Origin of the sequence: Thalassolituus sp. UBA2009 (genome assembly GCF_002335285.1) — a bacterium.
Classification (GTDB): domain Bacteria; phylum Pseudomonadota; class Gammaproteobacteria; order Pseudomonadales; family Oceanobacteraceae; genus Venatoribacter; species Venatoribacter alkanivorans.
This window is the reverse complement of record NZ_DDCJ01000139.1, coordinates 1-25,684: the sequence shown is the minus strand read 5'-3', so window position 1 is coordinate 25,684 and position 25,684 is coordinate 1. Positions and strand designations below refer to the sequence as shown.

Below are 25,684 nucleotides of genomic sequence, written 5' to 3'. Positions count from 1 at the left end.
AAACCGCAGGGGGTTTTTTATGCAGGCAAAAAATACACTGATCACCGCCGCCGTCGCAGGCTTCAGCGGCGTCGCACTGGGCGCGTTCGGAGCGCATGGTCTGAAGGGCGTACTGAGCGCTGATATGCTGACGGTGTACCAGACCGCGGTGCAGTATCACCTGATTCATGCTGTGGTTCTGCTGGCCTTATCGCTGTGGCTGCAGGTGCAGCCATCGCGCTGGCTGAGCTGGTCGGCGCGGCTGATGTTGCTGGGTCTGATTCTGTTCAGCGGCAGCCTGTATCTGCTGGCGCTGAGCGGTGTGCGGCCGCTGGGTATGATCACGCCGCTGGGCGGCGTCAGCTGGTTGCTGGGCTGGTCGGCGCTGCTGGTGGCGGCCGTTAAGCTGAAAACCCCTTCACACTCTTTGTAATTATTCAGGCAGGTTAGCGTGAGCGAACATGATGAAAATCCGGCAGCTGCGGCTGCGGAAGGCGACAAACCGGTTTACCGCCGCGGTATCAAAAGCTTTGTTATCCGTGCCGGGCGTTTAACCAAAGGCCAGGAAGGCGCTCTCGAACGGCAATGGCCGGTAATGGGCCTCGAACTGGCGCAGGGCGCGATTAATCCGGTTGAGGTATTTGGCCGTGACGGCCACGTGGTGCTGGAAATCGGTTACGGCATGGGTCAGTCGCTGGTGCAGATGGCGGCGGCCGCGCCGGAAAAAGATTTTATCGGTGTGGAAGTGCATCTGCCGGGTGTTGGTTCACTGCTGTATCTGGCGGAAGAAGCCGGTATCAGCAACCTGCGCAGTTATAAAGAAGATGCGATCGAAGTGCTGAAAATGCTTCCGGATAACAGCATCGATACCGTGCAGCTGTTTTTCCCTGATCCGTGGCACAAGAAAAAGCACCATAAGCGCCGCATTGTGCAGGCCGAATTTGCCCAGACCATCCGCCGTATTTTAAAGCCGGGTGGCGTATTCCATATGGCGACCGACTGGGAACCGTATATGGAGCATATGCTGGAAGTGATGGATGTGGCCGAAGGTTATGAAAACGTTGCCGGTAAGGGCAATTGCGTACCGCGTCCGGAGCACCGCCCGCTGACCAAGTTTGAAAACCGCGGTGAGAAGCTGGGGCATGGGGTGTGGGATTTAATGTTCCGTAAAGTTTGATCGCTAGCTGCGTTGTCATTGCTTTGTTAAAGCTCCGCTCGAAATGCTCATGTATGGCTGTATACACTGCGCTTTCTCGCGGACCTTTGCCGCGCACTGACTGCCTCGCTGACGCGATCAACATTAATCGGATAGCAGAATACTCAGGAGTAAATTATGCAGAAAAAAGATAAAGAAAAAGTATTTGGTGGTGAGTGGTCAGAAGCGCAGCTGCGTGAATTTCTGAGCGCCAACAGCTATGACGGCAGCGATGCTGATTACGTTGCTGCCATCCGCGCTTACCGTCATATGGTGCCGGAAGTGTTTGCCGAATACGTGGAACTGTTTAAAGCCGAAGGCCATAACCTGAATGCAAAAAATGCAGAAGGTGTGAGCATTCTGCAAACCATCGCCAGCCACAGCAAAGGCGAAGAATATGCTGCGGCACTGCGTGCGGCGGGTGCTGAATAAGTAATATAAGCTCAGCCTGGCTGCGGCATTTCCTGCAGTAACAGGCTGATGGCTTCGGTATTAAAACCAGTATCGCTGACGCCGGTTTCCTGTTTCAGCCGCTCGACAATTTTCTGTTCGATGGCCAGCTGTTCTTCCGGTGGCAGCTGTTCAAACTCTTCTTCGGTCAGCCCCATTTCTTTCAGCACCGCCGCGCGCATTTTTTCTGCATCGCTCATTGCCATATAGTCGCGGAATTCCTGTACGGCGCTGCTCTTGGTACCGGTTTCTGCTTCTGCCGCGGGTGACGCCTGGACGTTGGTTGCTGATGAGGAAGGCGCTGGCGCCATACTTGCGGATGATGGAGCAGATGAGGTTACAGCTGATGGTGCTGACGTTGGTGCTGTAGCTGATGGTATTGCAGAAGCTTGCGCCTGCTGTTGTACGCGCAGCAGATCGGCAAATACCGTATTGCTGTTTTTTCCTGCTTTGTATTCAGGTTGCGACTGAGGGTTGTTATTGATGTTGTGACTGATGGCGGCGAGTGCCTCCGTGCGGTTAATGTTCATACCCTGCCTCCTTTTCTGATGGTTCTGTCAGAAAGCAGTATGTATGCCATGGCAGCTGCAGGCTGCGGTTTGGCTCTGCATTGCGGCCTTAAAGGAAAAGAGCGGCAGGGGCTGTCCGCCAGAGCGGTAGCAGGCCGCCGCTTTTGTGCAGATTTTCAGTTCGTTTTTTATCCCTGCAAATGACCTATCGCCTGATACAGCGCCAGCGGTTTTTCGCTGTGTAGTTGTTGCTCGCGCATCTGTTTTAATTCTTCAATGGTGGCGCGCAGGGCTTTCAGTTTGTTGTCCATATCTTTGCTGCCGGCTTCGATTTCGTTGCGCAGGTTAAGCGGGGTGGCCCGCACCGGGTCAGGAATATCGACATACACATGGGCGTCTTTATTACTGGGCTTACGCTGCTCTTCGGCGTGATAGCGGTTAATGGCATCGGCGGCCCACTGGCGCATATTCATGCGGCGGGGCTGCAGATCATCGTAAAGGGGCGCATTCGGGCGGGGTGCACGACCCTGAATGGCGTTACCGTTGTTATTGTTGTTGTGAGTACTGTTGCTGGCATGATTACCAGCGGCGGCGGTTCCCGGCAGAGGGCCGCCGGCCTCCAGTCTGACGCCCTGGTCTGGTTCAAAGCGCAGCTGCACACGGGTCTGTTCATCGCGGCGGTTCAGCAGTTCGTTATCGAACTGAAAAAAACTCAGCGGCGACTGCAGATTAACCGTGCCCTGTTCGCTGCTCAGGGCGAGGTTGCCGCCGCTGATGGCGTATTGCGGCAGCTCGGGCGGAGTATTCAGATGCACTTCCTGCAATAACAGCGCTTCGCCGTTTTCATTCAGTGCAACACCGGAGCGGGCAATCACTCCGCGTACCTGGCCGGCGTCGTTTTTCAGCTCGTAATCGGACGCTGCAGAACCAAGAAAAAATGCGCCTAAGCCGGCTTCCGCAGCGGAGCGCAGGGTTGGCCCTTCGTCATCAAATTCCATCAGGCTGAGCTGGCTGAAGATGGTATCGTTTTCATCAATCCAGCCGTTGCCGTCGTCATCGTACTGCGCCAGATCGGCAAAACCATTGCCACTCTGCGGGCCGAACATCTCGCTGCCGTCATCGATGATGCCGTTGTTGTTTTTATCGAATACCAGATAACCGCTGCCGGCGGCGGTACGGGCGATGTTCTCGCTCTGGCCGTCGGCGTTCAGGTCGAAGCTGAAACTCTGGTCACTCAGTTCGACCGCACCGCCGTTCAGATTAATCATTAACGGGTCGATCAGGTTGAGCTGGCCCTGAAACAGGTTGGTCTGCTCGGCGCGGGTGTAACGGCTGAAATCCAGCGCCAGCATAAAATCAATCTGACGGCCGTCTTCGGTCTGTACCTGACCCAGTGCTTCAAAGACCAGCGACTCTCCGCGCTCAACCTGCAATACGCTCTGCACTTCGACCTGTACGCCAAGGCCTGCGCTGCCCGGCCGGGCATTCACGGCACTGACGATCACATTCAGCTGAGTGGTCTGCTCGGTCAGCTGTTGTGCCAGATAGGCTGAGGACGATTGCTGCTGGCTGCCATCGGCATGGGTAACACTGCTGCTGCGACTCACTGCCTGGCTGCTTTCGGTGCGTGTACTCAGCGACAACTGAATGCCGGCGCTGGCACTGCTGCCGCCGGCGGGATTGCTGCCATCATTCTCGCCATCACCTGCTGTGACACTCACCGACATAGCGTTGAGGCGGGCGCTTAATAACAGATCCTTTTGCTGAGCACTGAGTTGTATCTGCGACTGAACAATCTTCATGGCCGTTTCCTTTTGGCTGGTTATGCACAGGGTGTCGGCCGGGCTGTTGATAACATTAAGATGATTAATATATTGATGAATGTCTGTTCATAATTAACAGCGCTATCAATCAGGAAAAGGTGTGAGCTTCGCAGGCTTGACCTCTGTGCTGCTGCGCGGGATGGTAAGCGCGAAGACGATAGGAGATATCAGAGTGAACATTGGTGAAGCGGCCACTCAGGCCGGTGTATCGGCAAAGATGATCCGCCATTATGAAAGCAGTGGGCTGCTGCCTGAGGTAGCGCGTACCGCCGCGGGTTATCGTCAGTATTCGGCACAGGATGTTGAAATGCTGAGGTTTATCCGTCGTTCACGGCTGTTGGGGTTTTCGCTGCCGCAAATCGGTGAGCTGCTGGCGCTATGGGCCGATCCGCAACGTTCCGCGCGTGAGGTTAAGGCACTGGCGGGGCAGCATCTGCAGGAAGTGGAACATAAAATTCAGGAGCTGCATGCCATGCGCAGCACCTTGCAGGAGATGGTGGCCGCCTGCTCCGGCGATGACCAGTCGCACTGCGCGATTCTTGCTCAGCTGGCGGCAGACGACGGCGTTCATTCAGACGCTTGACCTTACCACCATGGTAAGGTTCACACTGCAGTCATTGCTTTCCTGACAGGACAGAACGATGACTCAATCTACTGCTATTCCCATCCCTGATGATTCTGCTGCCGTGCTGCAATTGCCGGTGATCGGCATGAGCTGTGCCTCTTGTGTGCGCCGTGTCGAACAGGCCTTACTGGCGACGCCGGGTGTCAGCGCCGCCAGCGTCAATCTGGCCAGTGAAAAAGCCGAGGTGGCTCTGGCGGCCGATGGGCAAACACAGGCGCTGCTGCAAACGGTCAAAGACTGTGGTTATGAAACCCGCACTGAGCAGTATCAGCTGTCGGTGATCGGTATGAGCTGCGCATCCTGTGTCGGCAAGGTCGAAAAAGCCCTGCTCGGTTTGCCCGGCGTGCTCAGTGCGCAGGTCAATCTGGCTGCAGAAACCGCCACGGTGGAAGTGCTGGCCGGTAATCTGGATGCGGCAGCGTTAATCAAAGCGGTCCGCACCACAGGTTACGATGCCACACCTCTGGCCGCTGAGCGTGATGACGACAACGCCCGGCGCGAACAGGAACAGCAGCAGTTACAGCGTGATTTCTGGCTGGCCGCCGGGCTGACATTGCCGGTGTTTGTGCTGGAAATGGGCGCACACATTATTCCGGGCATGCAGCAGTGGCTGGCAGAGACTCTGGGTCAGCCGCTGAACTGGGGCATCCAGTTAGTGCTCACCACGCTGGTGCTGTTTGGCCCCGGCCGGCGTTTTCTCAGTAAAGGTCTGCCGGCGTTATGGCGTCGCGCACCGGATATGAACTCGCTGGTGGCGCTGGGCAGTTTATCGGCCTGGGGCTTTTCGCTGGTGGTGACCTTTGCCGGGCAATGGCTGCCGGAAGGTACGCGCCATGTGTATTTTGAGGCAGCGGCGGTGATCGTTACCCTGATTTTGCTGGGGCGCTTACTCGAAGCGCGCGCCAAAGGCCGTACCGGCGAAGCCATCCAGCACCTGCTGGGCCTGCAGGTAAAAACTGCACGGGTCAAACGCGGAACAGAGCTGGTGGATGTCGAACTGGCGGATATTCAGGTGGGTGATGTACTGGTGGTGCGCCCCGGTGAGCGTATTGCCACCGACGGCGAGGTACTGGAAGGCGAATCCTATGTCGATGAATCCATGCTCACCGGAGAACCGTTACCGGTGGCGAAAGCACCCGGAGATGAAGTTGTGGGCGGCACGGTAAATAAAAACGGCGCGCTGACGTTCCGCGCGGCAAAAGTGGGTGGCGATACCCTGTTGTCACAGATTATCCGCATGGTCGAACAGGCGCAGGGCGCAAAGCTGCCGATTCAGGCGCTGGTCGATAAAGTCACGGCGATCTTTGTGCCGCTGGTGATGGCCATTGCCGCACTGACCTTTGTGGTCTGGCTGCTGTTCGGCCCGCAACCGGCGCTGAGTTTTGCCCTGATTAATGCCGTTGCCGTGCTGATTATTGCCTGCCCCTGCGCCATGGGGCTGGCGACGCCAACCTCCATTATGGTGGGTACCGGGCGGGCCGCGGCACTGGGTATTCTGTTCCGCCGTGGCGATGCGCTGCAGAGCCTGCGTGACAGTAAAATCGTCGCGCTGGATAAAACCGGTACCTTAACCAAAGGCCAGCCGGAGCTGACCAATCTGATCTGTCAGCCGGGGTTTGAAGAAAACAGTCTGCTGGCATTAGTCGCCGCCGCCGAACAGCATTCTGAACATCCGCTGGCTGAGGCTATTGTACGCGCTGCCAGAGAGCGTTCGCTGACACTGAGTGAGCCGCAGGAATTTACCGCGCTTCCCGGTCTGGGTATCCGTGCACTGGTCGATGGCAAGCGTGTTGAAATAGGCGCCGACCGGTTTATGCAACAGCTCGGGCTGGATTTAATGAGCGCGGAATTACGGCCTTTAGCCGCGCAGAGTGCGGCGCTGGCCGCGGCGGGTAAGAGCCCGCTGTACGCCGCCATCGACGGGCAATTAGCGGCAGTCATTGCGGTGGCTGATCCTGTTAAAGACACCACTCCTGCGGCGATTAATGCGCTGCATGCGCTGGGCTTAAAAGTCGCGATGATTACCGGCGATAACGAACGCACCGCGCAGGCGATTGCTGCGCAGCTCGGTATCGACGAGGTGGTTGCCGGAGTGATGCCGGAAGGCAAAGTAGAAGCGCTGAAAACTCTGCGCGCCCGTTACGGTGCACTGGCTTTTGTTGGTGATGGTATTAACGATGCGCCGGCACTGGCCGAAGCGGATGTCGGCTTAGCCATTGGCACGGGTACCGATATCGCCATTGAAGCGGCCGATGTGGTGCTGATGAATGGCGACCTGCGGGCGGTGCCGAATGCGCTGGCCATCAGTCAGGCGACACTGCGTAATATCCGCCAGAATCTGTTCTGGGCATTTGCCTATAACGCCCTGCTGATTCCACTGGCAGCCGGTGCGTTGTATCCGGCTTATGGTGTGCTGCTGTCGCCGATGCTGGCGGCGGGGGCAATGGCGATGTCGAGTGTGTTTGTGCTGAGTAATGCGCTGCGGCTGAAGCGTTTTAAAGCGGTGCTTGGCTGATTCAGGTTGTTGTTAAATACCTGTTGTTAAATGCATGTTGTTAAAAAACAGGTAAAGCAGGCGGATATTATTCCGCCTGCTCCAGCTGTTCGGTCAGCTCCATCCATTCCATCTCAGCTTCTTCCAGCGCACTTTTCAGTTTGCCCTGTTCCTGCAGCAACTGATTAAGCTCTGCTTTGCGCTCGGCATCGTACAGACCGGTGTCGGATAATTTTTCTTCGACCGCGCTGAGCTGGGTCTGGAATTTCTCCATCTGCTTTTCCGCTGCCTGCTGTTGCTTGCGCAGGGGAGCCAGACGCTGGCGTTTTTCGGCATCCAGACGTTTCTGCTCTTTGCGATCTGCCTGTGGCACGTTGGCCGCAGCGCTGGTTGCAGGTGTTACTGTGCCGTCGCTGCCATCGGCAGGCATCTCTTCCCGCTGTTGCAGATAGTGATGGTAATCGTCGAGGTCGCCATCAAACTCCTGCACCTTGCCGTTATCGACCAGCCAGTATTCATCGACGGTTGCTTTTAATAAGTGACGGTCGTGGCTGACGATTAAAATCGCACCGGGGAAATTCTGCAGCGCCAGCGTTAAGGCTTCGCGCATTTCGATATCCAGATGGTTGGTCGGCTCATCCAGAATCAGCAGGTTGGGCTTCATCCAGGCGACACAGGCCAGCGCCATGCGGGCTTTTTCGCCACCGGAAAAGGGTTCGATAATTTCCAGCGCTTTATCACCATGAAAACCAAAACCGCCGAGGAAATTACGGATTTCCTGATCGGATGCTTTCGGTTTTAAACGCTGCAATATCAGCGCGCCGGAGGCTTTTACATCCAGCGATTCCAGCTGGTGCTGAGCGTAGTAACCAATGCGCAGATGTTCGCCTTCGGAGCGTTCACCGCTAAGCATGGCAATTTCGTTGCACAGGGTTTTCAGCAGCGTTGATTTACCCGCGCCGTTAGGGCCGAGCAGACCAACGCGATGGCCCGGTACAATCGACAGGCGCACATCGGGCAGAATGGTTTTGCCGGCATAACCCAGCGCGGCATGATCAATGGCCAGCAGTGGCGCTGACATTTTTTCGTAGCACGGAAATTCAAAGCGGAAAGGTGAATCCACATGCGCCGGCGCGATCAGCTCCATGCGTTGCAATTCTTTTAAGCGGCTCTGTGCCTGTTTGGCTTTACTGGCCTTGGCGCGGAAGCGGGCAACGAACTGTTCGATCTCGGCCACTCGCACCTGTTGTTTTTCAAACAGCGTTTGCTGTTGTGCGAGTTTTTCCGCACGGATACGCTCGTAAGCGCTGTAATTGCCCGGATAGAGCGTCAGCGCCTGTTGATGCAGGTGAACAATATTGTTGGCAACACCGTCGATAAAATCGCGGTCATGGGAAATAAATAACAGTGTGCCGGGATAATTTTTCAGCCACTGCTCAAGCCACAAGGTTGCTTCGAGATCCAGGTGGTTGGTTGGTTCATCGAGCAGCAGTAAATCGGACGGCATCATCAGCGCCTGCGCCAGATTCAGGCGGATACGCCAGCCACCGGAAAAGCTTTTAACCGGGCGCTGTAATTCTTCTTTGCTGAAGCCCAGACCGTGCAGCAGTTGCTCGGCTTTTACCGGCACGCTGTAGCCCTGATGCTGATCCATCTGATCCAGCCAGTGGGTCAGGTCGTTATCATTCTGGGCGTTGGCAATGCCGTGCTCGATGCGGCGGTAAATGGCATCGCCATCCATCGCGTAATCCAGCGCACTGCGCTCGCTGGCTTCCACTTCCTGCCTCATATGGGCAATGCGCCACTTTGGCGGAATGTACAGATCGCCACCGTCCACCTGCAGTTCACCGTTCAGCAGCGCAAATAAACTCGACTTACCGGCCCCGTTCGGACCGATCAGTGCCATTTTCTGCCCATCGTGAATACGCAGCTGACAGTCTTTGAGCAGAGTTTGCGTTCCGCGCTGCAGGGAAACCTGATTAAATTCGATCATAACTTGGCTAATTAAAGGTGACGGCAATGGCGGCGCAGTTTGCCACAGAAAGCGGTGATAACCCACTGTGGGAGTTCGCCCTGACATTTTATGCACGCCCCGGAGTACAGCAGACGTTGCTGAGCCTGCAGAACGATGCCGGTATGGATGTATTGTTGCTGCTGACGGCGTTGTGGCTGGGTAAGCAGCAATGTTTGTTACCAGACAGTTTGGCGGAAGCCGGTGACTACTTTCGTTGGCGTGAGCAGGTGATTCTGCCAATAAGGCAGGCACGTTCACACTTAAATGCCGAACCGCTGCGTTCGCAGCAGGCTGTATTACGTAAGCAATTACTGCAAAGTGAATTACAGGCAGAGCAGGAAGGTATACGGCTGATATTCACCTGGCTGCAACAGCAGGCACTGACAGAGCAGGCAGATTGCAGTGCAGTTAACCTGACGTTACTGCAGAACATCACGATGGCCGATAACGGTTCAGTGACGGCACAAAAAAAAGAGGCCAGTGGGCCTCTTTTACAACAGCTGTTATTACTGGCGAAGTAACTTCGCCAGGTAATGACAATGCAGCAGCTTAGTTATTACCAAACAGGCTGGACTTGTCGCTGTCTTCAGCCGGAGTTTCAGTAGCAGGAGTTTCGGCTACTGGTGCTGCCGGCGCTTCTGTTACAGGAGCTTCAACTTTTGCGTTTTCAACGACTGGTGTTTCAGCTGTCTGTTTCTCAACAACAGGAGCTGAAACCGCCGGTGCTTCAACCTTTGCAGCTTCAACGGCAACGTCTTTCACTTCTGCTTCAGCAGCGGCGACAGGAGCTGCTGGTTTAGCGGCTGGCTTTTTCGCAGCTGGTTTTTTAGCTGCAGGCTTGGCGGCCGCTTTCTTAACCGCTGGTTTGGCTGCTGCAGGTTTAGCAGCGGCTTTGGTTGCAGGTTTTGCAGCAGTTGCTTTCTTGGCGGCAGGTTTGGCAGCGGCTTTCTTAGCCGGAGCTTTTTTGGCAGTCGCTGGTTTTTCGGCAGCAGCAGGAGCAGCTGGCTGAGCAGCAACGGCTTTTTTCACGGCAGGCTTACGGGCAACGGCTTTCTTTTTGGCCGGTGCTTTGGTTGCCAGTTTAGCCTGAGCTTTTTCAAAATCAGCGATGACTTTGTCCAGTGCCGCGCGAGATTTTGCTTCCAGAGTCAGAGCTGCCATTGCAGCTTTGGCAGCAACTGCAGCTTCTTTTGCTGCAGCCGCTTCGGTTTTAGCTGCTTCAACACGGCTACGGGCGGTTTCCAGCTGGCGAACACCGGCAGGGGTTTTCTTGGCTTTTACTTTGTCGGCAACGGTTTTGCGTGCGGCATTGGCTTTGGCCAGTTTTTCATTGGCTTTGGCCTGAGTGGCAGTTGCTTTGGCAACGGCTTTCTCTGCATCGCTCAGCTCTTTGGCACGGGCAGTAGCCAGTTTGGCCTGCAGTGCTGCGATATCTTTTTCCAGTTGCTGTATTGCACTCAGAGCAGTTGCTTTAGCAACGACTTTTTTAACCGCCGCTTTTTTCGCTACCGGCTTCTTCGCTACAACTTTTTTGGCAACAGGTTTTTTTGCTACTGCTTTCTTAACAACAGCTTTAGCAACTGTTTTTACAGCGGCTTTTGCTTTGGGTTGAGCGGTTTTTTTTGCAGGTGCTTTTTTGCGGGCGGCCATGTGCAATTCCTCATTCGGGTTTGATCGTCGGGGCATTATACGAAATGAATTAAAATCATCTATTTATTTTAGGTGAATTTATTTGTCTTTTTCGCTCTTGGGACGAATATTTTCAATGGTATTACTCAACCATTGCAGCAAAGGCTGCCATTCTTTTTCGTCTTTTGAATCCTGCTGATCGAAATCAATCAGACCTAATCCATGCTCACTGGCACGGACATAGAACTGAGTATCGCGTAGTGCGGCGATAAAAGGAATTTGCAGGCTGTTAAGGAAGCGTTCGAGCTTGGCATAAATCAGCGTGTTTTTACGCACCCGGTTAGCGACCACAGCGATGGGCTTCGGATTAATCCGATAAGCCCGGGAAAGGAGTACGTCACGGATAAAACCGGTGGCAGCACGGATGTCGATGGCGGAAGGAATCACCGGAATAACAATCAGGTCAGCCTGCTGAATAAGATCGGATAATTCGTTACCGGCAAGGCCAGCAGGAGTATCGAGAATCACACGGCTGGTGTTGGCCGGAACACGCAGGCTCCAGACCCGTGTCGATGCACTGGGTACGTGGCGCTGAAAAGCCGGCACTCCACTGATTTTTGGCAGATGCTGGTCGCGTGCCTGTAACCAGTCCATAGATGATCCCTGGGGGTCATAGTCAATCAGCGCCGTGACTTCACCCTGCCGGGAAAAGTAACTGGCCAGATTGGTTGCCATGGTGGTTTTGCCACAGCCGCCTTTGGCGTTCGCAATCATTATGCGAACAGGAGCCGCGCGACTGACAACCCGGACCGTTGCCGGAGCATCTTGTGGCGTTAGCGTTTCTGTCACTTAAATATCCCTGTTTCCCCTGGGCCTGATGTAATGAATGTCAACAGACTCCGGGTATACCTATAATTATTACGGGCGCTTTTTGCCCAGCGCATTTGTAGCATAGGTTATAATCTCTGGCCGTGGAATGAATCACAAGGATGATCAAATGAAAAGCAAAATAGCTTTTATGCTGTTTATTCTGGGGTTGGCGGTTGCGGCGCCTTACTTTATTAATGGCCCGGATGGCAAACCACTGATGTCGCTCGATGATAAACAAGAGCTGCTGTCCACCGAAGATACACGGCAAACTTACTATAAATGGCAGGATAAGAACGGTGTCTGGCACTTTGGCGATGAGGTTCCAGAAGGGGTCACCGCGCAGGCGGTTGATATTGATACCGCTGCCAATGTTATTCAGAGTGTCAGGCTGCCCCAGATGGACGGCGAAGACGGCAGCGCAGACAAGAAACAGACACAGGAGCCAGCTGCGCCACTGCCCGGGCTGCCGATGACGGTGAATCCGGCGAATATTCCCAAACTGCTGGACGATGCCAAGGGCGTGCAGGCATTGGTGGATCAGCATAAAAAAGAGATTGATCAGGCGCGCTGAGCGCCTGCTTCTGACAGGTACTGAGCGACTCTAGCGCAGAAAATACAGCAGGCCATTTGAGCCTGCTGCCAGCCATTCGTTGTTGTGAAAGGCAACGTCTTCGACCAGAACATTATTGCTTACCCAGGTATCCCTCGGGCTTGCACGCCAGATCTGGCTGCGCGTGCCATCGGCGGTGTTCCACAGCTCGATCTGACCGGAGCTGTTACCGGTTAACAGTTGGCTGTTATTGGCGGAAAAGCGTGCGGCACTGTAATGGCCACGGGTGCGATCAATCTGTTGTAATAAACGCCCGGAAGCAACATCCCAGATTTTGCCGCTTTCATTTAATGCCGAAGTAAACAGCAGGCGTCCGTCGGCAGAAAGCTGAGCGGTTTTTACCTGATTATTGTGTTTGAGCTGATGCAGTAATTTACCGTTTTCCAGATTCCAGATACGGGCGTTCAGGTCGTCGCTGGCGCTGGCGGCGAGCAGGCTGTTATCGCTGACGCTGACATCGTAAACCGTACCATCATGCGCGAGACGCAAACGAATACCACCATTCTTAATATCAAACAGTGTGGCGGTGTAATCGGCCATCGCCAGCAGTGCGTAGCTGCCGTTACTGGTCAGGGCGATGTCCTGAATATCGCCGGGTGAATTCCAGAACCACACAGCCTCACCACTGTCGCGTGCCCAGAGAACGATGGTGCGGTTGTCGGTGGTGGCAACAAAGTTACCTTCCGGAGAAAACGCACTGCTGGTGATACTGCTGTAGTCATCGGCTTTGTGATTCCAGTCGATCAGGCGCTCTGGCGGGCTGATACTCCACAGACTGCCACCATGATGCAGGCTGCCCACCATCAGTTCATTACCGTTGGCTGAAAAACGCATGGAATAGGCACCCTGACGCGCAACTTCACGGATATCGGCGGGCGCTTTACCACCGTCGCAGGCGCTCAGGAGCAGGGTCAGAGAAAGAAGTAAGGCAGAAGACAAATGCCGCACACGCAGAATCATGGCAAACCCGTTGCAGATAAATTCTGTATCAGTGTAGTTCGTCTGGTGGGATATTGTGCGGCTCCCGCCGTGCGCGGGAACCAGAGAGCAAAAGCAGGAAGAGTTATTCGGTCACGAGTTCGCGGTGAATGGTGTGCAGGCGTTCGATTAACTGGTCTTCCAGTTCAAAACGCTCTTCCAGAATTTCACCGATTGCTGATAAATCTTTTGGCAGCTGCGCCAGTTCTTCAAAGGTGCAGTGCTGGTCGTAGGTGTCATTAAAATCGACACAGCGTCCGGTCAGTTCGTCGAGTTTGGGAACCAGTGTGGAAGCCAGTTCCAGGCCGCCATCGTCATATTCTTTGGCTTCGTTGATCAGTTGCTCGTAAATTTCAAAATGACCGGCGGAGCAGTAATCCATCATGCTCTGGCAGAAGCGCTGAATGCCCGGCCCCAGCGGTTGTTCTGCTGACAGCGGTTTGCTGGCAGACAGATTGCAGAATAAAACGATCAGTTCCTGACGACCGCTGAGCCAGCCATCAATCAGTTTATGAACGCCGCCCCAGCGTTCCTGTGCAGTTTTGCAACCTTCCAGCATGTTCTTCTCCTTGGCGACCCTGCTTTGGTGTTCCGGGTCGCAGCATTATTGTTCTGAGGGTATGCAGACACTATAGGCCGGTCAAAAAGGGCGAAGCAAGCAGCTTTTTTCTGTTTTCCGCCTTGTGAAATCAAGGTTTTCTGCTTGCTCTTCAGTGTTCCGCTCAGCGCTGACGTGGCCAGACGCGGAACAGGGCAAAAGCAGCGGCAAGGGCATAACCCAGGAACCAGAGACGCGTCCATTCCGGCATGCTCAGACCAACAAAGCTCCAGGATACATCGGCGCAGTTACCGTTACCGCGCAGCATGACACCGATAAGCTCGCTCAGCGGCAGTGTTTCGATCAGGTAATCGAATCCCGGACCACAGGCCGGAACATCTTCCGGTGGCAGATTCTGCAGCCAGACATGGTGATCGGCGACCCAGACACCACCGATGGCTGACAACAACGTGAATATTAACGCGATACGCAACGCCCAGCTGGCAGGTTTATCGCCCCGCTGGCGCGCGATAAATGCGGCCAGAAAACCCAGCCCGATGGCGAGTGTTGCCAGTCGCTGTACCATGCACAGCGGGCAGGGCTCAAGATAGAGTGCGTATTCAAAGTAGTAAGCGGCTGCGAGCAGCGCAGCGCAGGACAGAAAGCCGGCCAGATAGCCGTGATGTAATGACAGTGATTTCAGAAATGTTTTCATAAAAATTCCACGATCCGGCGCTTCTCGCCTGGTTTGGTTGAAGTCTAACACAGCCACAATCCGGAGGATCTGGTCTAAGATCAATAGGGCGGCAGCCGAGGCGGCCGGGTCAGGCGCTGTTAAATCCGTATTAACGGGCTCAAATTAGTCAGGAGGAGTGGCGGTATGTTCCGCAGGTTTTGGAAGTTAATGTCAGCAACGGGACTGATGCTGGGGCTGCTGATGACAACGGCAGGTATAAGCCGGGTTGTTCAGGCAGAGGAGGAAACGGCGGTAGCAAATCAGACCAAGTATATTCATCTGGAACCGGCGTTTGTGGTGAATTATGGCAGCACCGGGCGGATGAAATATCTGCGTACCGAAATCGCGCTGAAGGTCTCCGGTAATGAGGCGGCAGCGGCTGTCAGCCAACATAAACCATATATCCGCAATAACCTGGTGATGCTGCTGAGTGCGCAGGAATCAGAAACCATGAACAGCTCGCAGGGGCGTGAGTCATTGCGTAAAGTTGCACTGGATGAAGTACGGGCACTGATGGTGCAGCTGGAAGGTTCGCCACTGATCGACGATTTATATTTCAGTAATTTCGTTGTTCAGAATTAAAGATACAGAATTAAGAGCACAGAATTAACGGTGCGGAATTCACCGTGAAAATTAAAAAGGGAGGCAGTGCCTCCCTTTTTATTGCCTGCCGCTCCGCTCAGCGCTGCAGATAATGCGCTAAATATTCGGCAAATGGCAGATTGTCTGACTGCTCCAGTTCTTCCTGTGCCGCCAGCGAATCGCGCGCCATTTGCTGCCATTGCTGGTAGACCTGCGGGCCAAGGTTTTCGCTCAGGGTTTTGCGGTGACGTTCGGCCTGCTGCAGGGTCAGCTCGGCAAACTCCAGACCGCTTTCCTGCAACTGCAGCAGCACCTGCGCAGACGGCGTCAGGCGGCTGTCGGCCAGCTTAAGACGCTGTTGTCCGAGGGTGTCGATATGGAAAGTTTCACCGCTGGCGCGGTCCATCATGATGGCCAGCTCTTTCATCTCGTCGAGTATGGTCATGCCCCATTGCTGCAGGCTGATATCGCTGCCGCCCTGTTCCAGCATCAGGCCCGGACGACGGCCTTCCATCACGGTTTTCTGCTGGTTGCGTTTGATGCGCCAGTATTCGTCTTCGTCGATATCCGGGCTTGGCTGCAGCAGACACCAGGTCAGGAACAGATCCATAAACTGCATCTGCGGCACGTCGATACCCAGCGGCATAAAAGGGTTCACATCGGTGCAGCGCACTTCAATATATTCGACGCCGTATTTATCCAGCGCCTGCAGCGGTTTTTCACCATTGCGGGCAACGCGTTTGGGACGGATATCGCTGTAGTATTCATTTTCGATCTGCAGCAGATTGGTGTTCAGCTGCTTGTAGTGGCCGTGCTCGTCCTGCAGACCAATCTCTTCGTAGGACTGAACCGGCGCGCTGATCGCTTTGCCAAGGGTTTTGATATAGCTGTCGACGGTGTTGTGACACACCATCAGATCAGACTGGGCGTTGTTCTGATAACCCAGGTCGCTCATGCGCAACGACGTTGCATAAGGCGCATACAGGCTGTGCTCATTGAGGCGGTCGAGCTTGTGATCACGGCCGGCGAGGAAGCTGGCGCACACTGCTGGCGAGGCGCCGAACAGGTACATCAGCAGCCACGAATAGCGGCGGAAATTACGGATCAGACCAAAATAACGCGCCGAAATATAGCTTTGCGGGCTGTATTGATCGCCGCGTTCATCGTTGGCCTGCAGCAGCGGCCAGATTTCCGCCGGCAGCGAGAAATTGTAGTGAATACCGGAAATGGTCTGCATGGTACGGCCATAACGGTGCCACAAACCATGACGGTAAACATGCTTGAGCTGGCCGAGGTTAGAACTGCCGTAATGGGCAATCGGAATGCTCATCTCACCCTGCAGAATACAGGGCATGGAGCTTGGCCAGATCAGCTCACCATCCAGCTGTTTGTACGCGTAGCGGTGAGCAATACTCAGATAGGCATGGGCCTCGTGAGCGCTTTCGAAAACCGGCGTAATAAATTCCAGCAGGGCTTCGGAGTAGTCGGTGGTGATACTTGGGTGGGTCAGTGCCGAGCCCAGCCCTTTCGGATGCGGTTTCTGGCTGATGATGCCCTGAGGTGAGCAGCGTAAGCCTTCTTTTTCGATACCACGCTGTAAACGTGCCAGCAGTGCCAGATGTTGCGGTTCGCTGAACAGATTCAGGGCTTGTTGATAATTAGCCAAAGTCGCCTCGGGGCAGAAACACAGATCGCCGGATTATAGGGGGAAATTGCTGGCGGACGATACCTCCCAACGGTAAGGCTGGTGGTATTCATTGTTGCCTGCAAGAGAATGCCTGGCTCCCGCAGCATCTCTGTGGGGAACCAGTGTCATGCTGGTGAAGGTTATTTCTTTGCTTTGGCAAACGCGGCGGCTAAGGCTCCGGCCATCGCGCCCTGAGCCTGGGCTTTATCACCAAAGCTGTTGCGGTTTGGCGCACCGTTCGCCCGCTGGCCATTGCGCTGCGGTTTTTCGCCGGGTGTGCGTTCGTTGGCGCGGTCATTGGCATCGTCGCTCATACGCATCGACAGGCCGATACGCTTACGCGCGACATCCACTTCCATCACTTTAACCTTGACGATATCGCCGGCTTTCACCACATCACGCGGGTCTTTGACGAAGGTGTCGGACAGTGCGGAAATGTGTACCAGACCATCCTGATGCACGCCGATATCGACGAAAGCACCGAAGGCGGCGACGTTGGTGATTACCCCTTCGAGTACCATGTTTGGCTTCAGATCTCTGATCTCTTCCACGCCTTCCTGATATTGCGCGAATCTGAACTCCGGACGCGGATCGCGGCCCGGCTTCTGCAGTTCATTGAGAATGTCCTTAACGGTAATTTCGCCGACTTTATCGTCGGTAAACTGCGCGGCATTAACCGACTTCAGCAGCGCGCCATCGCCGATCAGACTGGCTACATCGCGCGAGAACTGGTGCGCGATTTTCTCCACCACCGGGTAAGATTCCGGGTGTACGGCCGAGGCATCCAGCGGGTTGCTGCCGTTCATAATGCGCAGGAAACCGGCGGCCAGTTCGAAGGTTTTACCGCCCAGACGTGGTACGTTGAGCAGATCGGCGCGGCTGTTAAAGGCACCGTTGGCATCGCGGAAGGCAACAATATTGTTCGCCAGAGTGCTGTTCAGACCGGAAACACGGGTCAGTAGTGGTGCTGAGGCGGTGTTCAGATCAACGCCGACCGAGTTTACGCAGTCTTCGATCACCGCATCCAGCGTGCGTGCCAGCTGGCTCTGATTCACATCGTGCTGATACTGGCCGACACCAATGGATTTTGGTTCGATTTTCACCAGCTCGGCCAGCGGGTCCTGCAGACGGCGGGCAATGGACACCGCACCGCGGATGGTTACGTCGAGATCCGGAAATTCTTTCGCCGCCAGCTCAGACGCAGAGTAAACGGAAGCGCCGGCCTCGTTCACCATCACTTTCTGTACCTGAGTGGCTTTGAATTTCTTCAGCATATTGCCGACGAATTTATCGGTCTCGCGGCTGGCGGTACCGTTACCGATGGCGATCAGTTCAACATTGTGTTTGCTGATTAAGGCCATCAGCACGGCTTCGGACTCAGCGATACGGTTTTGTGGTGGTGTCGGGAAGATCGCACAGTGATCGACCACTTTACCGGTGGCATCGACCACCGCGACTTTCACCCCGGTACGCAAACCCGGATCGAGGCCGATGGTGGCTTTCGGGCCAGCCGGAGCGGCCAGCAGCAGGTCTTTCAAGTTATCGGCAAACACTTTAATCGCCGCTTCTTCGGCGCTTTCGCGCAGGTTGCCCATCAGCTCGGTTTCGAGGTGAGTGAGCAGTTTGATGCGCCAGGTCCATTTCACCACTTCGGCCAGCCAGCGGTCTGCGGCGCGGCCCTGTTGTTCGATATTAAAATGCGAGGCGATCATGCCTTCGCACGGGCTTGGCGTCAGTTTGTCGGAGGGGTCACCGGTGACCAGCGAGAAACTCAATATGCCTTCGTTACGGCCACGCAGAATGGCGAGTGCACGGTGGCTGGGCACGCCTTTCAGCGCTTCATCATGTTCGAAATAATCAGCAAATTTGGCCCCCGCACCTTCCTGACCAGGCACAACACGCACCGACAGGGTGGCTTCCTGCTGCATAAAGGTACGCAGCTTGGCCAGCAGGTTGGCGTCTTCGGCGAAGCGCTCCATCAGAATGTACTTGGCACCGTCGAGGGCCGCTTTGGTATCGGCCACGCCCTGTTCAGCGTTGAGGAATCCGGCGGCTTCGGCTTCCGGGTCAAGCGCCGGGTTATCCAGCAGCGCTTCGGCCAGTGGCTGCAGACCGGCCTCGATGGCGATCTGGCCTTTGGTGCGGCGTTTGGTTTTGTACGGCAGGTACAGGTCTTCGAGGCGGGTTTTGGTGTCGGCGCTTAATATATCGCGCTTCAGCTCGTCGCTCAGTTTGCCCTGTTCTTCGATGCTTTTCAGGATCGAGGCGCGGCGGTCTTCCATCTCGCGCAGATAACGCAGACGCTCTTCCAGCGTACGCAGCTGAGTGTCATCCAGCGAGCCGGTGACTTCTTTACGGTATCGGGAAATAAAGGGCACCGTTGCACCTTCATCCAGCAGCGCGACAGCGGCTGCAACCTGTTGTGGGCGGATGCCCAGTTCTTCAGCAATACGGGAACCGATGGATTCGTGACTCATAACACTCTCAGGGGAAACGATAAAACCGGGGGGAGTATAACGGACTTGTGGGCCGGGCTCATGTGCTGAGCCCGGCAAAAAGTATGACTTACTTCTTGGCTTTGGTGATGTCGCGGTCGTAATTCAGACGTTTGGCGGCATCGAGGGTCAGCATCTGCATAAAAGCTTTGGTTTCGGCATCGGAGCCAACCGGTGCACCGCCGCTGCCATTGCCACCAAAGACGTTGGTTGGCACCTGACGTTTGGCAAAGGCTTCGGCCCAGAGTTTCTGGATTTCAACTTCGGCCTGCAGTTTCTGCGCGAGGGCGTTATCGGCCTGCAGAATCACTTTCTTCTGATAGGCTTCAGCGTCGGCCAGCGTGCGTTGGGTTTCGGCTTCGATGCGCGCTTTCTCCAGTTCGATTTGGGCGGTTTCTTTGGCAATTTCAGCCTGTTCTTTCAGCTTTTCGGCACCGGTAATCGCCAGCTGTTTTTCGGTCTCGGCTTCGGTGGTGTGCTGAATCTGCTCCACTTTGGCTTTGGCCTGACGCTCGGCCACTTCACGCTCACCTTTGGCGATCGCCAGCAGGCGCTGTTCTTCTTCCTGAATCCGTTGTTCACGGGCAATCGCACGGTCGGCGGATGCTTTCTGCTTCAGCTGCATACGTTCAACGAATTTCTTGTTAGGGCGCATATCGGTGACGCGGGCATCCAGTACGGTAATGCCGAAGTTGGTGAACTTCTGCACTTTGCGCTTTGGAATGCCGTTGTCGTCGACTTGTTTCATAACCACAAATTCGATTTTGGTTTCGTCGCCGTAATCCTGTTGCTCTTCGCCCAGAGCGGCATTGGCAGAGGATTTTTGTTTACGGTTGCTGCGGCTGAGCTGCTCTTCCCGTTTGACGATGTAAATCCCGTTAGCCATCTGATTTTCAAACTCAGAGTTAAAGCCGGAACGGCCACCGGAATAATATTCTTCGGCACCCATCAGCGATGCGGTGGACTGCAGCGTTTCTTTAAAGGCCGGAATCAGCGCGGTGCGCAGCAGATTTTCCGGAGAACGGTATTCGTGGGCGAGTTTCAGGAAATGCTCCTGATCCTGCGGGATGGAAAAACGCACGGTGGCTTCGGCATCAGCATCCACCTGATCAAGGAACATAATGTTCAGTGGTGGCAGCAGTGCGCTGGCGAAGGCATCGTCACGCTCGGCTGTCAGTTCTTCACGTTTACCGACAACAGCCTGTACCGTCATCGATCGTTTCCAGGCGTTATAGCGGCCGAACAGGTAGGTGTTGTAGCCGACGTCTGAGACTACTTTTTCTTCACCGGTGATGGTACGTACGTGGTAGACAAAACCCGGCTCAGCGTAGAAAAACACCTGATTGAACATGCCAAACGCAAAAGAAATAACCGCAGCAATCACCAGCGACGGCGCAACCTGCTGGGGAATATCGTAAGTGATGGAATCAAGACGACTGCTGATATCTTCAGCAGCCACGCCCTGAGATTCCAGCTCACTGCGCATACGCTCAACTTTCATGTGCTGGGCGGCACGGAAAAAACCCAATGCGATAATAGCGGCGATACAGAGTATGCCAGTAAGAATGCCCCAGAAGGCCATAACAGTTCCTTGTTTTCAGAGTTGTCAGAATTTTGGAAAGCGGAGTCTAACGGCGGATGCCTGTCAGCTCAATGCGCAGAAGATGCAGTTGTGACGCTTGTCAAAAGCAATAAAAAACGGGAGCCGAGGCTCCCGTTTGGTTTGATCATCCGGCTGTTCGGATTAATACCAGAGCTGGTAGTTAAAGCTGTCCGGGCCGCCATTATCCGGTGAGCAGGCCATCAGGGTGTAGCTGCCATTTTCGGAAGTGATATTGTGCGAAACAGGCCAGCAAATTTCCGCTTCGCCTTCTTTTTCCAGCACAATCGCACCGTGCTGGGCCGTGACGTTAATGGAAGCGGTGGCGCCTTCATCCAGCAGGGCAACGGTAGCCGCTACCTGTTGCGGGCGGATGCCCAGTTCTTCGGCAAGGCGTAATCCAATGGTGTCGTGACTCATAACAATCCTGGTGAATCAGAAAAACAGAGGCGGGAGTATAACGAAAAATGCCCTGACGGGGGCCGGGGCATTAATGTGACTTAGAGTGGGTTCTGCTTAGCGCGCCGGAATCAGTATGCGTTGTACCAGATCTCCAGCTCTATCTGATTCTCAACAGAGGCATTGCTGGTTGAACACGCCATGTACCAGTAGGCTCCGGTGTTATCCCCATAAACCCGATCAATCGGGTCGCAGCGGCGTTCATAGTCGCCGTGTTCAAGTGTGATGTAGTCGGCGTCAATGATATTGAAGGTGTATGTTGTCGCTTCTGTACCCACCGGGATGTCCTCCATATTGCCGGGGTCACAAATTTCTTCGCTCACCGGATCACGGTACACCAGGGTGTCCTGAGTTGGCTGATTCGTGTCTGATTGCGAGAACATCAGCCGTTTACATTTTCCGCTGATGGCATCGAACACTTTCAGATTACGGAAGGTCATGTTGCTGGCGAGGTTGTCTTTGAAGTCTGGAATCAGGGCTGACACGTCATCACCACTATCGACGATCAGGGCACCATTAAAGGCCGATTGCACGGTGTAGGTGGTGTTGAACGCATCGTTTGCTCCGTCTGTTCCGGTGACGCTGAGGCTGGTTCCGGAAGCCGACCAGCTGGTAAAGGTACCACTATTCGATAGGTCGTTGCCTGAGTTCACATACTGATAGCCGCCACCCTGTTGATCGTTGTTGAAGGTGAGGTTGGCATAGCTGTCGCCACTGTTGTGAATGTTGCGGTAGCTGGCGGCAATCAGTGCGGGTGACAGTGTCGTGATCTGGCGTTCAAAACGCACAAACGCGTCGGTCATGCAGGTGGCTTGTATCATGTAAGCCGATGATTTTCGGATGCTGCAGCGATCGGCAACGGTGTCGCCGTCGCGGATGATGATGGTGCTGCCGGACAGTTCCCAGCGGTAGCTCGAGCTCTGAGAAGAGCAGTTTCGCTGCGCTGATTGTACGCTGGCAGCGATAAACTCGTCGTTGTCACTGCAATTCACAAAGCGGGTGGAACTCAGTTCACCGCTCGAATTGAAGGTAATCAGAGAAGATATCTCTCCGCCTGCACTACGTTCTGCCCAGTTACCAACCAGCTGTAGCGAAGAGGCATCCATGCCTTGCAGCGTCAGTTCAAAGTGGTCAAGAGCATCAGCTTCATCGACCAGCTCAATCGCTGTGCCCTGGTCCGATAGTTCGGAGACCAGATCATCGGTAAAGGTGGGGGATGTGATATCCAGACCGCTTAAGTCGGCTTCAATGGCGGGGCTAAGCTCGATGCCGTTGTCCGGGTCTTTATCAATATCCATGGACTGCAGCATGACCACCAGATTTTTAACGGTCTGATTATCGGTATCGGTTACACCCACTAATTCCAGTGGCGTAATGATGTTCTTGCTGGGTGTCATCGTAACTGTGCCGATAACTAACCCGAGATAAGAAAAGGTTATGGTTTCCCCTTCGGCGTACTCAAAGGTGCCGAGAATATCTGTGCTACCTGAATAAGACGGGGATGAGTAGCTGAGGTTATTAACGGCAGAGTCGAGAAAGGCGCCGACCAACACCTCTTCTTCTGTATCCGGCGTTGATGATGAAGAACCGCCTCCGCCGCCGCAGGCGGTGAGAAGGCTGCAGCCGGAGACAAATATAAGAGGTAATAATTTCATGGCCGAATTCCTTATTTATTCGATATCAACATTGGCAGATCATCTGCCAACAGCCGTTCTGCCGATATCATTACCCGCATAGTCTGAACCGGCATCCCCCATATGGGGGGTATGGGTGGACAGGACGATGTGAGCGGGTATTCTTTTATGACTGATATTTATGAAATCTGATAGCGATAGCTGTATGCATATATTCTGCTGTAGCAATGTCAGAAAATTTATCAGGGCTTAACCGGAGTACGTCTGCTATCTGGCCTGGCCCGTTGTCTGGAGTTGTTATGCAGAATGAACTGCTGGATTTTGTTGGGGATATTTATGAAGCCTCGTACAAACCCGGGCACTGGGAGGTGGTGATGGAAAAACTCTGTCAGCTCACCGGGTCAAAATCCAGCGTACTGATCATCGAAAATCAGAAATCCGGCAACCGGCAGATTATCAGTATTTATGGCATCAGCCGGATTCTGGCGGTGGCCTATAACGCCGGGCTCGGCCGTTACGACAATACCTTTTCGCTGATAAGAACCAGAATTAATGATGTCACTATTCTGCCTTCGCAGGAGCTGAAGCAGAATAACCCCTCGTATTATCAGTTTATTCTGAAGCCTGCGGATATTGGCCATATCTCGGTTGTTGATTTACACAAAGACAGTGATATCCGTATTGGTATGGCAGTGCACCGATCGCTGAATGCGCCGGGTTACAGCAACAACGAAACCAATATTCTGCGGCTGATTTCTCCGCATATCTGCCGTGCGGTTCTGATTCAGCGCGAGTTGGGTAATGCCCGCAGTGAAGCCCGTAATATGATGTCGCTGGTATCTAAAATTCCGATGGGCATGTTGCTGGTGGGTCAGGATGGCACGGTAAAATTCTGCAATTCAGTAGCGCAACATGTGCTCGGCAGACATAAAGGATTGTCGTTGGCCGAAGATAAATTACAGGCACATAGCCGCGAAAGTCAGAAGCAGCTGGATTCAGCTCTGCAGGATGTGCTGGATGCTTTGCATCACCGCTCTGAGTCAGCCGCTGCGGTGAGAACCGTTTCATTTTCTCATCCGCATGCCTCCTTCCCGTTAGTGTTGTTTATTTCTTCGGTGCAGGAGCCGGGAAGTCATTTTACTGTGTCGGATGAAGAGCGTTGTGCCAGGGTATATATCAGTGATCCCGGCGGGCAGATGAACATTTCGGCGGCACAGATCGCGAATGTTTTTGCTCTGACCAATGCTGAAGCTCAGGTGACGTTATGCCTGGTGAACGGACTTAAGCTGGCAGATATTGCAGAACATAATGGTACTGCGCTGGAAACCGTCCGCAGCCAGATGAAAGCGGTTTTTAACAAGCTTGGCGTCAACACGCAGCAGGATGTTATCCGGATTATTATTCAGACCATGATTCCGCTGAGTGGCAGTCCGGAATAAGAAATGACAGCCATAAAAAACGGGAGCTGAAGCTCCCGTTTAGTGCGATTACATGCTTGCTACATTCTTAATGGATGCTTTAATTGGGGCTATATCCTGTGGATTATAGTTAGTTGTCCCATCAGGTTTCGCTGAGTACTTCATAGTGAAGTTATAGTTTAATAGTGCTCCTTCTCGGGAAGGATAGATTTCAGCAGTCAATGGAACACTGCCTTGTTTTGTTGTTAAGCTGAATGTACTTTCTTTCCCGATTTTATCCTTAGACTCATCTTCATTGTATTTGTAAAAACCATACACTCTTTTGAAGTTACCGTATACGACGTTGTCTTGGCTATCGATTGTCAGTTCTTCTGCAAACGATTTAGAAAACGAGATTTCAGGTTGGATCTTTTCAATATTTTTAAATACTCTCGTCAGGGCGGCATTGTCCAATAATGGAGAATATGGAATAAATACTGGGTTTCTGGCTTCAAGAGTATTTACGCTGTAATTAATATCGATGAGCGCAACTATCTTTCCATCTGCCTGGCTGAATGTGACTGGGATTGCTATTTCTTGTACGGTTACATATTCATTATTGGTGGATGAGTAACGCTCCCCATTTTGGAATAATAAACCGATCATGCACTGCGATTCTGTCATACAACGAGATTTTACTTCCATCCCTTTGATATCCGATATCCCGGATGCGTTACGATAATAGCCTTTGGCTTTGTATCCGGCAGCACTCGTGATGGTACTGCTTATATTAGAAAATACTTGAGCCTGAGATATGCCGGTATCACCCGAATCATAGGTTAATTTTATTTGCGTGGGGGTGGAGCCTAAATTAACAGACTTCATTACAGGTGCTGCACACCCAAATAGAATAGCTGAAGCACAGATTATAGACGCAGGTAATAATTTGAATGACATTATAAGTTCCTTCCGATTGTCATTAGGGACGAAGGCATTATGCAGATTTAGCCTATGAGGTCAATTTGTTCGTTGTCGGTGAAATTCTGCCAATAAAAAACGGGAGCCGAAGCTCCCGTTTTTTATTGGCCGCTAAGCAGGAATTAATCCAGCTGCGGGCCTGCAGCAACGATGGCATCAGAGACATCGTACTTTTTGAAGTTTTCTACAAACTGGGCAGCCAGGTTGCGTGCCGCCTCGTCGTACTTCTCAGCGTCGGCCCAGGTGTTGCGTGGGTTCAGCAGGTTGCTGTCAACGCCTTCCAGAGTCTTAGGAACCAGCAGGTTGAACACAGGGACAGTCTCGGTTTCAACGCCGCGCAGTTTGCCATTCTGGATTGCAGAGATCACAGCACGGGTAGTCGGGATGCTGAAGCGCTCACCG

Annotated in this window: 24 protein-coding genes; 9 read left to right on the top strand and 15 right to left on the bottom strand. The window is 53.8% G+C overall.

Annotated elements, in window-relative coordinates:
* Positions 1 to 19: 19 nt before the first annotated feature.
* The 3 genes from B3P58_RS16550 (at position 20) to B3P58_RS16540 (ending at position 1,606) form a co-directional block, all read left to right on the top strand.
* On the top strand, positions 20 to 412 hold the full coding sequence (locus B3P58_RS16550; RefSeq protein ID WP_225691337.1) for a DUF423 domain-containing protein: 393 nt from the start codon (positions 20 to 22) through the stop codon (positions 410 to 412).
* An 18-nt stretch (positions 413 to 430) separates the two neighbouring features.
* Positions 431 to 1,156 carry a tRNA (guanosine(46)-N7)-methyltransferase TrmB gene (gene trmB, locus B3P58_RS16545; RefSeq protein ID WP_286719139.1) on the top strand — a complete coding sequence of 242 codons (726 nt, stop codon included), beginning with the start codon at positions 431 to 433 and terminating at the stop codon, positions 1,154 to 1,156.
* A 156-nt stretch (positions 1,157 to 1,312) separates the two neighbouring features.
* Positions 1,313 to 1,606, top strand: coding sequence for a PA4642 family protein (locus B3P58_RS16540; protein ID WP_145467198.1), 294 nt, complete (start codon positions 1,313 to 1,315; stop codon positions 1,604 to 1,606).
* Positions 1,607 to 1,617: 11 nt separating this feature from the next.
* Here the strand turns inward: B3P58_RS16540 and B3P58_RS16535 are convergent, their stop codons facing one another.
* Positions 1,618 to 2,154 carry a hypothetical protein gene (locus tag B3P58_RS16535; protein WP_230332136.1) on the bottom strand — a complete coding sequence of 179 codons (537 nt, stop codon included), beginning with the start codon at positions 2,152 to 2,154 and terminating at the stop codon, positions 1,618 to 1,620.
* Between the two features lie 167 nt (positions 2,155 to 2,321).
* Entirely contained in the window at positions 2,322 to 3,935 is a 1,614-nt protein-coding gene (locus B3P58_RS16530; RefSeq protein ID WP_286719137.1) for a hypothetical protein, read from the bottom strand.
* Between the two features lie 193 nt (positions 3,936 to 4,128).
* Between B3P58_RS16530 and cueR the strand changes: the two genes are divergently transcribed.
* Positions 4,129 to 4,539 (top strand): Cu(I)-responsive transcriptional regulator, encoded by a 411-nt coding sequence (gene cueR, locus B3P58_RS16525; protein ID WP_286719135.1) that lies wholly within the window; start codon positions 4,129 to 4,131, stop codon positions 4,537 to 4,539.
* 58 nt (positions 4,540 to 4,597) lie between these two features.
* Positions 4,598 to 7,096 carry a heavy metal translocating P-type ATPase gene (locus B3P58_RS16520; protein WP_286719133.1) on the top strand — a complete coding sequence of 833 codons (2,499 nt, stop codon included), beginning with the start codon at positions 4,598 to 4,600 and terminating at the stop codon, positions 7,094 to 7,096.
* Positions 7,097 to 7,163: 67 nt separating this feature from the next.
* Here the strand turns inward: B3P58_RS16520 and B3P58_RS16515 are convergent, their stop codons facing one another.
* Positions 7,164 to 9,068, bottom strand: a complete 1,905-nt coding sequence (locus B3P58_RS16515) for an ATP-binding cassette domain-containing protein (protein WP_286719131.1) — start codon at positions 9,066 to 9,068, stop codon at positions 7,164 to 7,166.
* Between the two features lie 26 nt (positions 9,069 to 9,094).
* Here B3P58_RS16515 and B3P58_RS16510 point away from each other — a divergent pair, with 26 nt between their 5' ends.
* A complete protein-coding gene (locus B3P58_RS16510; RefSeq protein ID WP_286719129.1) occupies positions 9,095 to 9,610 on the top strand; it encodes a TIGR02444 family protein in 516 nt (171 codons plus the stop codon).
* Between the two features lie 28 nt (positions 9,611 to 9,638).
* Here the strand turns inward: B3P58_RS16510 and B3P58_RS16505 are convergent, their stop codons facing one another.
* Both B3P58_RS16505 and B3P58_RS16500 read right to left on the bottom strand, forming a co-directional pair.
* Positions 9,639 to 10,739, bottom strand: a complete 1,101-nt coding sequence (locus tag B3P58_RS16505; protein WP_286719127.1) for a hypothetical protein — start codon at positions 10,737 to 10,739, stop codon at positions 9,639 to 9,641.
* Positions 10,740 to 10,817: 78 nt separating this feature from the next.
* Positions 10,818 to 11,492 carry a ParA family protein gene (locus tag B3P58_RS16500; protein ID WP_286719125.1) on the bottom strand — a complete coding sequence of 225 codons (675 nt, stop codon included), beginning with the start codon at positions 11,490 to 11,492 and terminating at the stop codon, positions 10,818 to 10,820.
* 223 nt (positions 11,493 to 11,715) lie between these two features.
* On the opposite strand from B3P58_RS16500, the gene B3P58_RS16495 reads away from it, so the two are divergent.
* Complete coding sequence (locus tag B3P58_RS16495) at positions 11,716 to 12,159, top strand: DUF4124 domain-containing protein (RefSeq protein WP_286719123.1); 444 nt, start codon at positions 11,716 to 11,718, stop codon at positions 12,157 to 12,159.
* Between the two features lie 30 nt (positions 12,160 to 12,189).
* Here the strand turns inward: B3P58_RS16495 and B3P58_RS16490 are convergent, their stop codons facing one another.
* The 3 genes from B3P58_RS16490 to B3P58_RS16480 all read right to left on the bottom strand — a co-directional run bounded on the left by B3P58_RS16490 (position 12,190) and on the right by B3P58_RS16480 (position 14,429).
* Positions 12,190 to 13,158 carry a WD40 repeat domain-containing protein gene (locus B3P58_RS16490; protein WP_286719121.1) on the bottom strand — a complete coding sequence of 323 codons (969 nt, stop codon included), beginning with the start codon at positions 13,156 to 13,158 and terminating at the stop codon, positions 12,190 to 12,192.
* 103 nt (positions 13,159 to 13,261) lie between these two features.
* Positions 13,262 to 13,735: a sigma D regulator gene (rsd, locus tag B3P58_RS16485; RefSeq protein WP_145467179.1), complete on the bottom strand. Its 474-nt coding sequence runs from the start codon at positions 13,733 to 13,735 to the stop codon at positions 13,262 to 13,264.
* 163 nt (positions 13,736 to 13,898) lie between these two features.
* The gene (locus B3P58_RS16480; protein ID WP_145467177.1) at positions 13,899 to 14,429 is read right to left on the bottom strand and encodes a disulfide bond formation protein B; all 531 of its coding nucleotides are present in this window, start codon (positions 14,427 to 14,429) and stop codon (positions 13,899 to 13,901) included.
* A gap of 165 nt (positions 14,430 to 14,594) precedes the next feature.
* On the opposite strand from B3P58_RS16480, the gene B3P58_RS16475 reads away from it, so the two are divergent.
* Positions 14,595 to 15,032 carry a flagellar basal body-associated FliL family protein gene (locus B3P58_RS16475; protein WP_145467175.1) on the top strand — a complete coding sequence of 146 codons (438 nt, stop codon included), beginning with the start codon at positions 14,595 to 14,597 and terminating at the stop codon, positions 15,030 to 15,032.
* Between the two features lie 97 nt (positions 15,033 to 15,129).
* Here the strand turns inward: B3P58_RS16475 and gshA are convergent, their stop codons facing one another.
* The 5 genes from gshA to B3P58_RS16450 form a co-directional block, all read right to left on the bottom strand.
* On the bottom strand, positions 15,130 to 16,698 hold the full coding sequence (gene gshA, locus B3P58_RS16470; RefSeq protein WP_286719117.1) for a glutamate--cysteine ligase: 1,569 nt from the start codon (positions 16,696 to 16,698) through the stop codon (positions 15,130 to 15,132).
* A 161-nt stretch (positions 16,699 to 16,859) separates the two neighbouring features.
* Positions 16,860 to 19,196, bottom strand: a complete 2,337-nt coding sequence (locus B3P58_RS16465; protein ID WP_286719115.1) for a Tex family protein — start codon at positions 19,194 to 19,196, stop codon at positions 16,860 to 16,862.
* Positions 19,197 to 19,284: 88 nt separating this feature from the next.
* A complete protein-coding gene (locus tag B3P58_RS16460; RefSeq protein WP_286719114.1) occupies positions 19,285 to 20,796 on the bottom strand; it encodes an SPFH domain-containing protein in 1,512 nt (503 codons plus the stop codon).
* 162 nt (positions 20,797 to 20,958) lie between these two features.
* Positions 20,959 to 21,234: a hypothetical protein gene (locus B3P58_RS16455; protein ID WP_286719112.1), complete on the bottom strand. Its 276-nt coding sequence runs from the start codon at positions 21,232 to 21,234 to the stop codon at positions 20,959 to 20,961.
* 110 nt (positions 21,235 to 21,344) lie between these two features.
* Positions 21,345 to 22,928 (bottom strand): hypothetical protein, encoded by a 1,584-nt coding sequence (locus B3P58_RS16450; RefSeq protein WP_286719111.1) that lies wholly within the window; start codon positions 22,926 to 22,928, stop codon positions 21,345 to 21,347.
* Between the two features lie 278 nt (positions 22,929 to 23,206).
* On the opposite strand from B3P58_RS16450, the gene B3P58_RS16445 reads away from it, so the two are divergent.
* Positions 23,207 to 24,346 (top strand): helix-turn-helix transcriptional regulator, encoded by a 1,140-nt coding sequence (locus B3P58_RS16445; protein ID WP_286719109.1) that lies wholly within the window; start codon positions 23,207 to 23,209, stop codon positions 24,344 to 24,346.
* A gap of 48 nt (positions 24,347 to 24,394) precedes the next feature.
* Here B3P58_RS16445 and B3P58_RS16440 read toward each other — a convergent pair whose 3' ends face one another.
* Both B3P58_RS16440 and B3P58_RS16435 read right to left on the bottom strand, forming a co-directional pair.
* Positions 24,395 to 25,261 (bottom strand): hypothetical protein, encoded by an 867-nt coding sequence (locus B3P58_RS16440; protein ID WP_286719107.1) that lies wholly within the window; start codon positions 25,259 to 25,261, stop codon positions 24,395 to 24,397.
* A 143-nt stretch (positions 25,262 to 25,404) separates the two neighbouring features.
* Positions 25,405 to 25,684 (bottom strand): phosphoenolpyruvate carboxykinase (ATP) (locus B3P58_RS16435; protein WP_286719106.1); only part of this gene is annotated, 280 nt, incomplete at its 5' end.